The organism is Alteromonas sp. W364, from assembly GCF_031846205.1.
Lineage (GTDB): Bacteria > Pseudomonadota > Gammaproteobacteria > Enterobacterales > Alteromonadaceae > Glaciecola > Glaciecola blandensis.
Map to the genome: position 1 here is coordinate 179,898 of NZ_JAVRID010000005.1, position 14,213 is coordinate 194,110.

Sequence of the window (14,213 nt, forward strand, 5' to 3'; positions counted from 1 at the left end):
TTTAGGCTTGTAGACGCTCAAACTTCTCAGCTAATTGGTCAACCGTTTCTTTGCGTTGCGGATTCACTTCGATGCATTCTATCGGGCAAACCGCAGCGCAGCTAGGTTCATCATAATGACCAACGCATTCGGTGCATTTATCTGCATCGATTTCATAAATTTCGGCACCCATTGCAATTGCATCGTTTGGACACTCTTCGGGGCATAAATCGCAGTTAATGCATTCTTCAGTAATATATAAAGCCATGTCGTTTCTCTCAATGTAGTAGACCTTGGCTACAAAATAGCATTGCTAAGTATAAGCGCAAGTGACACAAGCAGGGTGCTTGATCAAGCTCAATAATTTGTCTTTTTTACTGCTAGAAAGCGCTCTGTAGAATGCCCTGAGTGAAGTTCTTGCGAAGATAGAAGCCGCGAGGGCGAGTTTGGATAGCTTGACCGTCTTCGCCGATAGCTTCAGTGAGAGCGGAGCCATTCGCTGCTTTAGGTCGCAATTGCAGCACGCTGCCAACGGTCGCATCTATGCGCTCTACTTGACCTAAGCTAATCATATCCATTAATTCTTCCCAATCTGTCCGCAAGAGTGTTTCTTCCTCAATACTAGGCTGCCACAATATGGGCGAACCGATGAGACGCTGAGCGGGAGGAATCTCACGTTCACCCTGTACAGGCAGCCAAAGTACCTTTTGGAGTTTGTTGCGCACGTTAGAATTTTGCCAAGTAACACCGGTATTGTGAGTCAAAGGCGCATAGCACACATACGTGGTTTCTAAGGGGAGGTTAGTGTAGGACAAGGGGAGCGTTTTTAGTTCTACCCCCAGTTCTGGAAAGTCTTGTTCCGGCTTCGAACCGGCGCTTGCTCCTAACCAGAGTTCTATTAGCTGTCCTGTCCAGCCTTTTTGTGTTCTAAAGTTCTGCGGTGTGACAATATTTGCGGCGTCGGCTAAGTCACCTAAACTCAGACCTGAAAGCGCATTTGCTCTGCTCATTAGCTCATTAAGGGAAGCGGGTGGTGAACTAGGAGGCGAAGATGAATGCATGGGTTTAGAGAGTTTCCTTGTAATAATTAAAACTAGCGCTTTGCTTAATGCATAGTTTATGGAAGAATGAAGTTATATGAAAGAATAAAAGCGCTGGGTAATCTAAGTGATTGATGCCGAAGGATTCCGCGCGAATGTTGGCATAATTATATGTAACAAGCTAGGTCAAGTCTTCTGGGCTCGACGTTATGGCCAGCATTCATGGCAATTCCCACAAGGCGGGATTGACCAAGGGGAAACTGCCGAACAGGCAATGTATAGGGAACTCCACGAAGAAGTGGGTCTACTTGAAAAAGACGTAAGCATAGTTGGCGTATCTCGCAACTGGCTTCGTTACAAATTGCCGAAACGCCTTGTAAGAAAGGGCTCAAGCCCTGTATGTATTGGTCAGAAACAGAAATGGTTTTTGCTCACCTTAAAGTGTGAGGAAAAAGACGTTAACCTGTTGCAGTCAGGCCATCCAGAATTTGATGATTGGCGCTGGGTGAGTTACTGGTATCCAATTCGAAATGTGGTTTCTTTTAAACGTGATGTATACCGTAAGGTCATGAAAGAATTTTCACCTTTGGTCTTACCCGCTCAAAAACCAACGAATAATAATCACCGAAAAAACAAACGTCGTCGTTCACGACCGCAAGCATAAGTCGGGCTCTGGGAAAGCTGAATGCTTGCATTATTTGTTTCGTTAACTGCAATGGAGCTTAATGCATGCTAACAACTCTGAAAAGAATTGTTCAAGAAGTTAACCAGATACCGGGGCTTGAGCCTGCGTTAGCGCGTTTAGCCACCTTAGTGAAAGAGACCATGAAAGTGGACTCTTGCGCTATCTATCTGGCTGACTACAAAAATCAAGTGCATGTACTCAAAGCAACCGACGGCCTCGAACGCTCGGCGGTAAATAAAGTCAAAATTGGTTTCAGTGAAGGTTTGATTGGCTTAGTCGGTCAGCGTGAAGAACCTCTTAATATTGAAAATGCGCCATTACATCCTCGCTTCAAACATTTCCCAGAAGTCAACGAAGACAGTTTATTCGCTTTTATTGGCACACCTATAATTCACCAGCGTAAAGTGCTGGGTGTGATTTCTATGCAGCAGAAGTCGATTCGACGTTTTAGTGAAGACGAAGAGGCTTTCTTAGTCACACTCGCCACACAGATCGGATTGGAAATTGCTAACGCTGAAATGTTGGGTGTGCTCGATGTGAGCATTGACAATTCAGCCAACGATCAGAAAAGTATTAACGGTGTACCGGGTTCTCCAGGTCTCGCGATTGGTAATGCGGTTGTGTTAAATATGAAGCATGAGTTAAGTCAGCTCGTGCTTCGTAAAACTAGCGACCAAGCAGGGCAGGTAGAAGCGTATCGAAAAGCAGTAGAAATAACGCGAGGGCAGGTTGCGTCTCTTTCCGATAACTTGGGCAGCACCTTACCCGAAGATGTGAAAGCAATTTTTCAGCTTTATCACCAGCTCTTGGATGCCAACAGTTTGGGTCGAGAAGTCGAACAAAAAATACGCGAAAATTGGGACGCTGCCTCTTCCTTAAAACTGGTTGTAGAAGCTTATGCTACAAAGTTCGCGAGCATGGAAGATCCCTACATGCAAGAGCGTGCCGTGGATATCGTCGACTTGTCGAATCGAATATTACACAACATTATGGACGCAAATTCATCACCACTAAAAGACCCGGCGAAAATGCCTGAGTCAGCTATTCTTGTGGCGAAAGAAGTCAGTGCGCCGATGCTCGCCGAATTTCCAGCCAAACAATTGAAAGCCATTGTGTCTATACAGGGTTCAAATAACTCTCATGCGGCCATACTGGCGAGAGCGATGGGCGTACCAGCGGTAATGGGTTTAGGCCAAGTGCCTTTGAACTTCCTCAATCATAAAGAATTGTTTGTGGATGGCTATTCAGGGCAAGTTGTTGTGTCACCCGAGGCGCTGGCTCGTGAAGAATTTTTACAACTCATTGCTGAAGAAGAAACACTGTCTCAAAAGATCGCCAGCCAAGCTGAAGCGCCTTCTACCACCCAAGATGGCTGCGATATGACCTTGTTGGTGAATGCTGGTTTGTCTGCTGATTTGGAAATGGATAATAACAAAGAGGGAGCGGGTGTTGGTTTATACCGCACTGAAATCCCGTTTATGTTGCGAGAACGTTTCCCCTCTGAACAAGAACAATATGAGCTGTATCGCGCGATGTTAAATGCGCATCCTGAAAAAGAGATGACCATGCGTACCTTGGACGTGGGTGGTGATAAGCCCTTATCCTATTTCCCTATTAACGAAGAGAACCCATTTCTTGGCTGGCGTGGTATTAGGTTAACCTTAGATCATCCTGATATTTTTTTGGTGCAAGTGAGAGCGATGTTGCGGGCGAGTATCGGCTTGCACAATCTGCATATTTTGTTGCCCATGATTTCCACCTTAAATGAAATTGATGATGCCAAACGACTCATTAAGCAAGCCTTTCATGAAGTGAAAGAAGAGGCTGTGCAGGCTAATCAAGAGCTTTTCAAACCAGCCATTGGCGTCATGCTTGAAGTGCCTGCTGTGATTTTTCAGTTGGAACAAATTGCCGAGAAGGTCGACTTTTTCTCTGTCGGTACAAATGACCTTACGCAATATTTATTGGCGGTAGACCGAAATAATAGCCGTGTTTCTTCTTTGTATTCTAGTTACCACCCGTCAGTTTTACTTGCCTTAAATCATATAATGAAGAGTGCAGAAGTAAGTGGAACACCCATCACAGTGTGTGGGGAACTAGCCGGTGAGCCAACCGGCGCATTAATATTAATGGCAATGGGCTATCGAAAACTGAGTATGAATGCGCATAGCTTACGAAAAATAAATTGGGTCATTCGGAATGTTTCGGTAGCTGAATTAGAAAATCTTCTAGCGGATATTCTCGGCTGTTGCGGCCCTGAAAATGTAAAAGAAATAGTAGATGAATATCTTGAATCCAAGGGCTTGGGAGGCCTAGTTCGAGCTGGTTCGTAATTAGTGATGCCCAACAGGGCTTAGTTGTGGAAAATAAATGGACCCAAATCTCGAAATATTGATGTTGTGTGCTGTTCTCGGTTCGGTAGTAGGGATCTTGGCAGGCTTATTAGGTATAGGCGGTGGTTTAGTCATTGTGCCTGCCTTGGTGTTTTTATTACACTTCTTCTTAGGTCTCGGTGTAGAAGATAGCATGCCTATTGCAATTGCCACCTCGCTTTCAACCGTCATTATGACGGGCATGTCCTCTGCTCGCAGTCATTATAAACTGGGCAATTTAGATCGGCGCATTATCACTTACTGTGGTTTTGGGATCGCGATTGGTGCGACCTTAGGGGCGCACTTTGCAAGTCATATCTCTGGTGTATTATTGCAACGAATATTTGCTGTTTTAGTCATTGTGATTGCTTTACAAATGGTATTTGGTGGACGCAAGGCCTCTAAAAATACTATTGGCAATAAAGGCTTGGGTGGTATTGGCATCGGAAGTGGCTTCATTGCGGCGCTGATGGGAATTGGTGGAGGCGCATTAATAGTGCCTGTGCTTGTTTGGTTTCAAGTCAATATTCGTAAAGCCATCGGCTGTGCGGCGTTCAGTGGTATCATCATTGCTGTGTTTGGCACGCTGAACTTCATTTATACCGGCTGGGAGAAGCCTTACTTACCCGAATTTTCGTTGGGGTACGTTTACTTACCAGCCACCTTAGGCATCATTGCTACGTCTATCCTAACAGCGCCAATTGGTGCTAAACTAGGGCAAAAGCTAGACGTTGCCAAATTAAAGAAAGTGTTTGCCGCTTTCTTGGTCTTAGTCAGCATTAGAATGATTATAGGAATTGAGTAATACATGACAACGCCAGCTTCAAATATCCCCCCTCATTTAACGTTTCCCCAAATTGATGAAGTGATTATTCAATTAGGGCCTCTTGCCCTACGTTGGTATGGTTTGATGTATCTTGTTGGCTTTGTCGCCGCTTTTTGGTTAGCCAATCGCAGACTGTCACGTACAGACTGGAGCAAAGATCAACTCAGCGACCTCCTGTTTTGGGGGTTTATGGGCGTAGTACTCGGTGGCCGGGTTGGCTATGTATTGTTCTACAACTTCAGCGTATTTCTTGATAATCCACTGTATTTATTTAAGATTTGGGAAGGCGGGATGTCCTTTCACGGTGGCTGCTTAGGCGTCATTTTTGCCGCGTATTTGTATTCAAGAAAGCGTCAGTGGTCATTTCTTCGTGTTGGCGACTTCATCGCGCCTCTAGTGCCTATCGGTTTAGGGGCCGGCCGCATTGGTAATTTTATTAATGGCGAGTTGTGGGGACGCACAACTGACGTACCGTGGGCTTTTGTTTTTCCGAATGCCGGAGAATATCCTCGCCATGCATCTCAATTATATGAGTTTGCACTTGAAGGTGTTCTTCTCTTTGTTATTTTGTGGTTGTATTCCGCTAAACCGCGCCCAGTGGGTTCAGTAGGTGGTTTGTTTCTAGTGGGTTACGGTAGTTTCCGTTTCTTCGTAGAGTACTTCCGTGAACCGGATGCACATTTAGGCTTATATTCTTTCGGTCTTTCGCAAGGTCAACTACTGTGTATCCCTATGATTGTTGGTGGTCTAGGTCTAATTGCTTATGCTGTAAAAAAGGGTGAGAAAGCGTAATGAGTCAGTATGAAAAGTTGTGCCAACGCATCGTGGATGAAGGCACTTGGTTGAGTAACGAGCGTACCGGTCAGAAATGCTTAACAGTGATTAACGCTGAATTGGAATATGACGTTGAGAATAAGTCATTCCCCTTGGTCACTACAAGAAAAAGTTACTACAAAGCAGCGATCGCAGAGTTACTAGGTTACTTAAGAGGCTATCAAAGCGCTGCAGAGTTTCGTTCTATTGGCTGTAATACGTGGAATGCAAATGCGAATGAAAACCAAGCTTGGCTATCAAACCCTAATCGGCAAGGCGAAGATGATATGGGCCGCGTTTATGGCGTACAGGGTCGTCGCTGGCAAAAACCGGATGGTAGCCATTTAGACCAACTCGCTAAAGTTGTTGATAATCTATCTCAGGGAATTGATGACCGAGGTGAAATCATTACTTTCTATAATCCGGGTGAATTTGATTTAGGTTGTTTGCGTCCTTGCATGCACACACATACATTTTCTTTGCTAAACGATGATTTGTACCTGACGAGTTATCAACGTTCTTGTGATGTCCCATTAGGGCTAAACTTCAATCAAATTCAGGTTTATGTGTTTCTTGCGCTTATCGCACAGATCACAGGTAAGAACCCCAAAAAGGCTTATCATAAAATTGTGAATGCGCATATTTACGAAAATCAGTTTGAACTCATGCGCGACGTACAATTAAAAAGACAGCCCTTTGCTAACCCAAGTTTGAGCCTAAACCCAGACATCAGGTCATTAAAAGACCTTGAAACTTGGGTAACAACTGATGATTTCGTGCTCGAAGGATATGAGCATCATGAAGCAATTGCATACCCATTTTCAGTGTAAGTAAGGTAATCGCGATTTTGCTTATGGGATTTTATACATAGCTTAATGAGAGTTTTGATTATTAAGCCGAATTGTAATAAAGTTTGTGCTCTAAACGACCGATATCTTAATCAACAACGCGTCTTTGTTTGCTGACTTTTCCCACGAAGCTAGCATGAGAGGCTGATATCTCCTTATCTAATGTGATGTGATACCTACAGAAGGCTACTGAATGACAGTATCTGTGTTAATTTGTGACGATTCCGGCTTTGCTCGAAAGGCAATGGCGCGCTCACTTCCCGACGGCTGGGATATTGATATATCGTTTGCAGAGCACGGGCAAGAAGCGATTGATATGATCAAAGAAGGTAAAGGCGATATTCTTTTCCTTGATTTGAACATGCCAGTGCTTGATGGCTATCAAACAATGGAAATTATTCGTAAGCAAGACCTGCCTACTTTAGTCATTGTGGTATCTGGAGATGTGCAAGAAGAAGCCAGGAATCGTATGTTGGCGATGGGAGCGATCGACTTTATTCGCAAACCCATCGACAACGAAAAACTTACTACCATATTAGCAAAATATGGTATCTACAATGGTGATACCAGCGCATCTCATCGTGAACAAACAACGCAATTATCTGACACAGCAGACGAAGACGAGAAGTTAGATGCCTTTCGCGAACTGGCCAATGTCGCAATGGGACAAGCTGGTGAAAACTTAGCGAAAGTCCTGAATGAATTTATTGAGCTACCTATTCCAAATGTCAGTTTATTGCATACTAACGAGTTGCATATGGCACTCGATGAAGTTAACCAAAACTCGCAGATGTCGGCAGTATCAAAAGGGTTCATTAGCACAGGGATCAGTGGCGAAGCTATCATATTGTTCAACGACAGTAATGTTGAAAATATGGCTAATTTACTTGGCGCCACCAATGATGAAAACCATGAAGGTGCTGAAGTTGAAGCCTTAATGGATGTTTCGAATATTCTTATCGGTGCTTGTCTAAATGCGCTATCAGCCCAATTAAACGTAAAATTCACCCATAATTCTCCGATTATTCTTGGGCTACATTGCGACCTGTATGAACTGATGAATAATCATGTTTCACGTTGGGACAAAGTGCTCGCGATAGAAATAGCTTATGCGATTTCCAAACACAATTTGAATTTTGAACTTTTGCTATTAATTCCAGATCAAGATGTAGACAAAGTATTCAATCGACTCGTTTTCCAAAAGGTAGGCTAACATGAGTAATATCGCTTCTGAAATGGCGAACATGCACTGGCAACATGACCTATTAAGTTCCATTGAAGTGGGCATCATCGTTTTGGATAAAGACTATAACGTTGAAGTGTGGAACCAGTTCATGGAGAACCACAGTGACGTGCGCCCTAGTCAAATTGCCGGTAAAAACGTATTCAAATTCTTCCCAGAGGTCGATGAGCAGTGGTTTAAACGTAAGTGTGAGCCAGTTTTTTCAATGGGAACACCCGCATTTATCATATGGGAGCAACGCCCATACGTTTTCAAGTTTGGTACAAGCCGCCCAATTACATCCACGTCTGACGTAATGTATCAAAACGTGACGATTTTTCCGCTTGCATCGACAAGCGGCAAAACTGACCGCATATGTGTGTTAGTTTACGACGTGACCGATCAAGCCGTTGCTAAGAAGAATATTGAAGGCTTGAACCAGCGCTTACAAGAAGTGAGTCGTGTCGATGGTTTAACAGGTTTATTCAATCGTCGCTATTGGCAAGAGCGTTATGAGCGCGAATTCAAAATGGCAGTGCGTAATAAGCCAGATATTTGTGCAATTATGTTAGATATTGATCACTTTAAAAAGGTAAACGATACTTATGGTCATCACGCAGGTGATCTAGTGATCCAGCGCTTGGCAAATCTAGTCAAATTGGCCACCAGAGAAACCGATATTACAGGCCGTTATGGTGGTGAAGAGTTCTCTATCGTGTTACCTGACACAACTGAACGAAAAGCCAAGATTGTGGCTGAGCGATTACGCAAATTAGTTAGCCTAGATGCCGTGGCTTATGAAGATATTAATATTAAGTATACTATTAGTGTTGGTATCGCCCAGTTTTCGCCGAAATATACTCAAGCAAGTCAATGGTTAGAAGATGCTGATAAAGCCTTGTATCAGGCGAAGGAAGGCGGTAGAAATCAGGTTGTCTTAGCGTCAGAAGTGAAACCTACCTAGGATAGACCCGTTTGTAAATCTAACTTGTGACTGATGCTTGAATTAAGGGCGCATACCTATCACGTCGATAGGACATAAACCATTTCCCTCTAAATACATTACGCATGTAGAAAGCTGTGTTTTAACATAGATATCATGCTTGATGATAGGCTCTTCCCAAAAGTGGGTTTGGTGGAGCACATGCCAAAACACACGTTCTTTGTGACTATAGGGTTGCATGCTTTGATTGTTGAGTTGTGACCATTCTTCAAATGTATCCCATAGGAAGCATTCGAGCTCTTGATATGGAAGCTCATTTTGCCAATAAGAGCGCATATAAAACGCTAACTGCTCGGCTTTATGGTCAATAAACTGTTGTACTAACAATATAAATAACTCAGTTAAGGATGCGGTGTTTTGCACATCTCAGATGAATACATACCGTTAGTATAGGTAGTGTTTTGAAACTTACTTTGGAGTGACACTCTAGTTTGGCTATCTATCTGTTATAATTGAGGTTTTAATCAGTAGCAAAAAATCGAAAGAACCATTACCAACCTAAATACGTAGTCCAACCTTTAATCGTCTTAGCAATGTAATCTGCTTGGCTAGCATCCAGTTCTTGACCAACAATCTCAACCTGACGATACACTTCCTTTAGTTCGGTATTGACTGCAACTTGGCGGTTTCTGCGCGTTTGCTTGCTCCAAGCGTTATCCCATTCACTGAACAAATCTAAAACGGGAATCTCTGTTTGTGCAACAATACTGGGGACTCGCTTGTTTAGCTCTCGAATTGGCCAATATGGACTATGCACAATTAACGCATCGACCTCCTGAAATGATGGGTTTCCATCAGCAACAAGCTTCACAATCGTCGCAGCTGAAATGCCTTGAGTTAGCACGATGCGATGACCCATCGTGGTAGACATATGCTCAAATCCTGACTGTAAATATGCTTCAACCTCGGTTGCATAGATAACTAATTGTGCTTCAGAAATACTGTTTTGAAGGGTTCGCCTATTCGTTATCTTAGCGACTTCTTGAGGTTCTTCCTCTTGCACATTCTGAGTGTTCTCTTCACTTACTACCGCATCATTTTCATCTTCTTGGTTTTCTTCTTCTCGGTTTTCCTCTGGATTTTCCTCTGGGTTTTCGGGTGAGCTTGTATCTTCCACTGTGTCAGCATCTTCGGTGATTGGAAAGGCAATGTTTGGGCCCAGTTGAAGCCCTAATGAGGGAAGTAGCACCGTTGTCCAGCCAGCTTTTGGTAAAATACCTGCTAGTTGATGCAGAGAGTTACTTTTGCCCAACGGAACATCGGCATCTGACAGAATAAAAATAAGCCCTTTGTTTATTGGCAATTCGGAGCGTTGAATAAAGATAGGTAAACGATTGTCACCAACTTCTATCAATTCGTACTCATCTTGGTGTAGGCCTTGTTCGATATCTTTCGTGAGTAAATTATTGAAGCTAAGCGTTTGCGCCCCGACAGAGGTCGAACCCAGGGCGATGACAATAAAAACGATGAGTATCGATAAAAGGTAATTGGCTTTCACTAGTTATCTAAATTTGTAAGAGACTAATTACCTTTATCGACCAACAAGCTTGGAAACTTAAAAGCTGAGTGATAATGCTTCAGTACACTGTGAATATAGGTATTTGGCCATTGCCTGCGATGCTGGGATGGAGGAACGTGAAGCTCGCGTTGATGGTTTTCTTGTGGTTCCCTTATGGCTCTGCGAAAAAGTCGTGATCACTCTCAAAACACATTACCTGTTCGCTAGAGGGGTGGGCGAATTGGTGCATTTGTGCATGTAGGCAGAGCCGTTGGCTCTTCGCCAAAGCAGCTTCATGAGCATACAGCCTATCACCCAATATAGGGTGGCCTAATGCTAGCATGTGCACGCGTAACTGGTGAGAACGACCGGTGATCGGTGTTAGCTCAACTAGAGTGGAGTAAGCATCACGGCTTACCACTTGATAGTGTGTTTGCGAGGGTTTTCCACGTTCGTGATCAACCATTTGTTTAGGCCGATTTGGCCAGTCACAAATTAACGGTAAATCTATGCTGCCATGTTCCTGCTCAAGATGACCAAACACTCTCGCGAAATAGCGCTTAGAAGTGAGCCTATTTTCGAATTGTCTCGAAATATGCACGTGGGCTGGCTTATTGAGTGCCAAAATGAGTATACCTGACGTTGCCATGTCGAGACGATGGACTATCGTTGCGCTAGGAAACACTCGTTGAACACGGGTTTGAAGCGAATCTCTATGTTCGGGCGCTTTGCCTGGCACAGTCAATAGCCCGCTAGGTTTATCGCACACCAGAATATCCTCATCTTGATACAGTATCTTTAGATAGGGATTTGTCGGTGGCTCGTAACTCAATAGCGCCATTGGATTATCGTTGCTCTTCTGTGTTCATGAGTTACGGGTTGTTCACAACAACGCGCAAACTATCTAAATAAGGTTCCGCTTTTTCGATAATGTCGCTTAGCTGACGTCTTTGTTCTTCTACAAATTCAATTTCTTCATCACGGATGGACGGGTTTGATTTCTGTAGTGAACGTAAACGTCCCACTTCACCATCTAACTCCTCCTGCATACCTTGTAGAGCGGCTGCCTGCTTTTCAGCGAGCGCTTGATGGCTCAACTTCAAACTCTGTTCGATCCCTGCAGAAATTGGGTCAGCTAGGGCCTGAAGCAATTGTAAAGCCATTTTACGTTTGACTTTGAAGAGTTGCTCAAACTCAATATCGACTTCATTATTTTTAGCATCTACACAGATTCTTACCGGCGTTGGGGGTAAAAAACGATATAGCTGCAAATCAGCAGCTGCGCTGGCGCTCAGCACAGACGTGGTTTCTATCCAAAAGGTACCCGTTGGCAGCTCGGGATCTTTAGCAAAGGCAATACTGCTCTTGCCAAGTACATCGGTTGTCACCGAATCTAGGCAATGCCTAACAATGTCACTGTCCCAGCTTAGAAAGCCTAGTTGCTCAAATTTAGTAGCAGTATTGCGTTGATAAGTTACTTCCAACCCGTCTTCAGTCAAACCGGGTATTTGGTGAACAAGTTGTTCAGTTGGACGCAAAATGAAACTGTGGTCATCTTTATCTTCCTGAGTCACTCCTAGCGTATCGAACAAGCGACTCATGAACTTCATTAAACCTACCGGATTTTCTGCCGCAACGATTCGATCAAGTAAATCATCAATTTGGCCAAAGCCAGAGGCGTTCAATTCAAGCAATTTATCACGGCCTTGTTCGATTTTCCGTTTCAAATCTACAGTAAGTTCATGAGTCTGATGAATAATATCTAGTTTCAGTTCAGTATCTTCAGGGTCTTTTAATGAAGCAAGTAAGTCGGTGCTTACTTGTTTGTATACATCACTACCTACAGGGCACGTACTTTCAAATGCGCCTAAACCATCTTGATACCAGTCGAATAAAACGTGCTGCGCGGTATTCTCGAAGTAAGGGACGTGAATGTTGATATCGTATTTTTGGCCAATGCGGTCCAGACGACCAATACGTTGCTCAAGTAAATCAGGCACCATTGGCAAATCAAATAAGACCAAGTGGCGAGAAAACTGGAAATTACGGCCTTCACTGCCTATTTCACTGCACAATAATACTTGCGCACCTTGTTCGTCAGTAGCAAAGAAATGGGCAGCTTTATCGCGTTCTACAATACTCATTCCTTCATGGAATACGCTATGGCGTATTGCGGTTTTCTGACGTAGGTATTCAGCCATTTGCAGCGCAGTAGAGGCGTAAGCACAGATGACCAATACTTTTTCGCCTTTGCATTCTTCAAGTAAGTCGACTAGCCAAGTGACTCGAGGGTCATACTTAGTCCAGTTATCGTTAACTAATGGTGCTCGCTCGGGGTGCAGGCTTAACTCAATGTCTTCTTCAAGTGACATCGACACTGCATACTCTTTAGGAAGCTTTAGAGGAGCAGGAAGTGCGATACGCTCTGGAAATCCCTGGATACTGACGCGACTATTTCTAAACAGCAAACGGCCTGTGCCATGTTGGTCAATTAAGCGACGAAGTAGGGCTTGTCGCTCTTCACCGCTAGCTAACATTTCATCAGTAATGGTTTCGCCTGGGGCTGCAGCATTCAAAGCATCTAAATGACTCTGTTCCATGTGCAAATTATCTATGAGAGGAGAGACTGCACTTGCCAGTTCACCATAATGCGACTCTTCTTCTAAAAAGGACTGATAATCATGGAAACGCGCAGGATCTAGTAGGCGTAGCCTTGCGAAATGGCTTTCATGACCTAATTGATCTGGTGTTGCTGTTAATAACAAAACACCTTTGCTGATATGACAGAGTTTTTCAATTGCTGCATATTCTTCCGAAACATGCTCTTTTGACCATTGCAAATGATGGGCCTCATCGACAATTAAGATATCCCAATCTACCGCCGTGGCCTCTTTGAGTACTTTTTCTTGTTTAATAAAATCAATACTACATAGAACAAGCTGTTCTTGGTCGAATGGATTTTCATCACTTTCACTCATCGCATCCAATCGTTCTTCATCGAACACAGAAAATGATAAATGGACACGTCTCAGCATCTCTACTAACCATTGATGCACTAAACTAGACGGTACGACAATGAGTGCACGTTTTACTTTGCCTGTTAGTATTTGCTGGTGGAGAACCAAGCCAGCTTCAATGGTCTTACCCAAACCTACTTCGTCAGCCAGCAGTACGCGTGGCGCAAAACGGCTACCGACTTCATTGGCTATGTGTAATTGGTGTGGAATAAGCTCTACTCTTGCGCCGACTAGCCCTACAGCACCAGACGTTGCGTGATCGTATTGTTTCTGCAAACACTCATGGCGAATATCAAACCATTTAGGGCTGTCAAATTGGCCACTGAAAAGGCGCTTTTCAGGTTGATTGAGTTTGACATTGTGGTCTAGGGATACTTCGATTATCGATGCTTTTTCCTCAGTGTCTGTGCGCACACCTGAATATATATAGAGACCGTCTTGAATAGCGACATTTTCAATCTTCAATTCCCAACCGTCAGCGTGTAAGGCTTTTTCACCTTCACTCAGAATAAGCCGTGTTATCGGTGCGTGCGCTATCGCGTAGGTTCGATCTTCTTGGACAGCAGGAAACAGCAAATTTATCGTTCGGTTATCTGCCGCCATCACAACGCCTAAACCTAAATCGGCTTCGGTATTGCTCAACCAACGTTGACCGACGGTAAATTCTAGTGCTGCACTCATAGTAAAAATCCAAGTTGAAACTGAAAACGGGAGCGCATTGTACTGATCCTTAAGGCCAGTGTCAGCACTCAAGCTAAATAAGCTGAAAAAAGTAAGTGATAATTATAGCAAACTCATTTAAGGTAGAAATGTCGTCAATACTTTCTGACGCAAAGCGATGTGATTTTTGCAGCATCAAGTGCCCATTGGCATCTACTTAACGCGCAGAAGTGTTGTTTTCTCACCTCAG

At 43.7% G+C, this 14,213-nt stretch carries 13 protein-coding genes; 7 read left to right on the forward strand and 6 right to left on the reverse strand.

What is annotated here, in order from left to right:
- Position 1: 1 nt before the first annotated feature.
- Both RM556_RS09875 and mutH read right to left on the reverse strand, forming a co-directional pair.
- Positions 2 to 247 carry a YfhL family 4Fe-4S dicluster ferredoxin gene (locus RM556_RS09875; RefSeq protein ID WP_311361187.1) on the reverse strand — a complete coding sequence of 82 codons (246 nt, stop codon included), beginning with the start codon at positions 245 to 247 and terminating at the stop codon, positions 2 to 4.
- 112 nt (positions 248 to 359) lie between these two features.
- Positions 360 to 1,040 (reverse strand): DNA mismatch repair endonuclease MutH, encoded by a 681-nt coding sequence (mutH, locus tag RM556_RS09880; protein WP_311361188.1) that lies wholly within the window; start codon positions 1,038 to 1,040, stop codon positions 360 to 362.
- Positions 1,041 to 1,146: 106 nt separating this feature from the next.
- Between mutH and rppH the strand changes: the two genes are divergently transcribed.
- The 7 genes from rppH (at position 1,147) to RM556_RS09915 (ending at position 8,749) form a co-directional block, all read left to right on the forward strand.
- Positions 1,147 to 1,683 carry an RNA pyrophosphohydrolase gene (gene rppH, locus RM556_RS09885; protein ID WP_311361189.1) on the forward strand — a complete coding sequence of 179 codons (537 nt, stop codon included), beginning with the start codon at positions 1,147 to 1,149 and terminating at the stop codon, positions 1,681 to 1,683.
- Positions 1,684 to 1,748: 65 nt separating this feature from the next.
- Positions 1,749 to 4,037, forward strand: coding sequence for a phosphoenolpyruvate--protein phosphotransferase (gene ptsP / locus RM556_RS09890; protein ID WP_311361190.1), 2,289 nt, complete (start codon positions 1,749 to 1,751; stop codon positions 4,035 to 4,037).
- Positions 4,038 to 4,074: 37 nt separating this feature from the next.
- Positions 4,075 to 4,881 carry a sulfite exporter TauE/SafE family protein gene (locus tag RM556_RS09895; RefSeq protein ID WP_311361191.1) on the forward strand — a complete coding sequence of 269 codons (807 nt, stop codon included), beginning with the start codon at positions 4,075 to 4,077 and terminating at the stop codon, positions 4,879 to 4,881.
- A gap of 3 nt (positions 4,882 to 4,884) precedes the next feature.
- Entirely contained in the window at positions 4,885 to 5,694 is an 810-nt protein-coding gene (lgt, locus tag RM556_RS09900; protein WP_311361192.1) for a prolipoprotein diacylglyceryl transferase, read from the forward strand.
- Positions 5,694 to 6,545, forward strand: a complete 852-nt coding sequence (locus RM556_RS09905) for a thymidylate synthase (RefSeq protein WP_311374492.1) — start codon at positions 5,694 to 5,696, stop codon at positions 6,543 to 6,545. The genes lgt and RM556_RS09905 overlap by 1 nt, the downstream gene beginning before the upstream one ends.
- Before the next feature lie 211 nt (positions 6,546 to 6,756).
- Entirely contained in the window at positions 6,757 to 7,776 is a 1,020-nt protein-coding gene (locus RM556_RS09910; protein ID WP_311361194.1) for a response regulator, read from the forward strand.
- Between the two features lies 1 nt (position 7,777).
- Positions 7,778 to 8,749, forward strand: coding sequence for a sensor domain-containing diguanylate cyclase (locus RM556_RS09915; protein WP_311361195.1), 972 nt, complete (start codon positions 7,778 to 7,780; stop codon positions 8,747 to 8,749).
- A 42-nt stretch (positions 8,750 to 8,791) separates the two neighbouring features.
- Here RM556_RS09915 and RM556_RS09920 read toward each other — a convergent pair whose 3' ends face one another.
- The 4 genes from RM556_RS09920 to rapA all read right to left on the reverse strand — a co-directional run bounded on the left by RM556_RS09920 (position 8,792) and on the right by rapA (position 13,984).
- Positions 8,792 to 9,151 (reverse strand): hypothetical protein, encoded by a 360-nt coding sequence (locus tag RM556_RS09920; protein WP_311374493.1) that lies wholly within the window; start codon positions 9,149 to 9,151, stop codon positions 8,792 to 8,794.
- A 127-nt stretch (positions 9,152 to 9,278) separates the two neighbouring features.
- Entirely contained in the window at positions 9,279 to 10,286 is a 1,008-nt protein-coding gene (locus tag RM556_RS09925; protein ID WP_311374494.1) for a DUF3530 family protein, read from the reverse strand.
- 172 nt (positions 10,287 to 10,458) lie between these two features.
- On the reverse strand, positions 10,459 to 11,127 hold the full coding sequence (gene rluA, locus RM556_RS09930; RefSeq protein WP_311374495.1) for a bifunctional tRNA pseudouridine(32) synthase/23S rRNA pseudouridine(746) synthase RluA: 669 nt from the start codon (positions 11,125 to 11,127) through the stop codon (positions 10,459 to 10,461).
- 31 nt (positions 11,128 to 11,158) lie between these two features.
- On the reverse strand, positions 11,159 to 13,984 hold the full coding sequence (gene rapA / locus RM556_RS09935) for an RNA polymerase-associated protein RapA (protein WP_311374496.1): 2,826 nt from the start codon (positions 13,982 to 13,984) through the stop codon (positions 11,159 to 11,161).
- Positions 13,985 to 14,213: the final 229 nt, after the last annotated feature.

Bases quoted from the DNA above. Each gene is read 5' to 3' on its own strand.
- RM556_RS09875 (WP_311361187.1), bottom strand. From the start codon at position 247: ATGGCTTTATATATTACTGAAGAATGCATTAACTGCGATTTATGCCCC.
- mutH (WP_311361188.1), bottom strand. From the start codon at position 1,040: ATGCATTCATCTTCGCCTCCTAGTTCACCACCCGCTTCCCTTAATGAG.
- ptsP (WP_311361190.1), top strand. From the start codon at position 1,749: ATGCTAACAACTCTGAAAAGAATTGTTCAAGAAGTTAACCAGATACCG.
- RM556_RS09895 (WP_311361191.1), top strand. From the start codon at position 4,075: ATGGACCCAAATCTCGAAATATTGATGTTGTGTGCTGTTCTCGGTTCG.
- lgt (WP_311361192.1), top strand. From the start codon at position 4,885: ATGACAACGCCAGCTTCAAATATCCCCCCTCATTTAACGTTTCCCCAA.
- RM556_RS09905 (WP_311374492.1), top strand. From the start codon at position 5,694: ATGAGTCAGTATGAAAAGTTGTGCCAACGCATCGTGGATGAAGGCACT.
- RM556_RS09910 (WP_311361194.1), top strand. From the start codon at position 6,757: ATGACAGTATCTGTGTTAATTTGTGACGATTCCGGCTTTGCTCGAAAG.
- RM556_RS09915 (WP_311361195.1), top strand. From the start codon at position 7,778: ATGAGTAATATCGCTTCTGAAATGGCGAACATGCACTGGCAACATGAC.
- rluA (WP_311374495.1), bottom strand. From the start codon at position 11,127: ATGGCGCTATTGAGTTACGAGCCACCGACAAATCCCTATCTAAAGATA.
- rapA (WP_311374496.1), bottom strand. From the start codon at position 13,984: ATGAGTGCAGCACTAGAATTTACCGTCGGTCAACGTTGGTTGAGCAAT.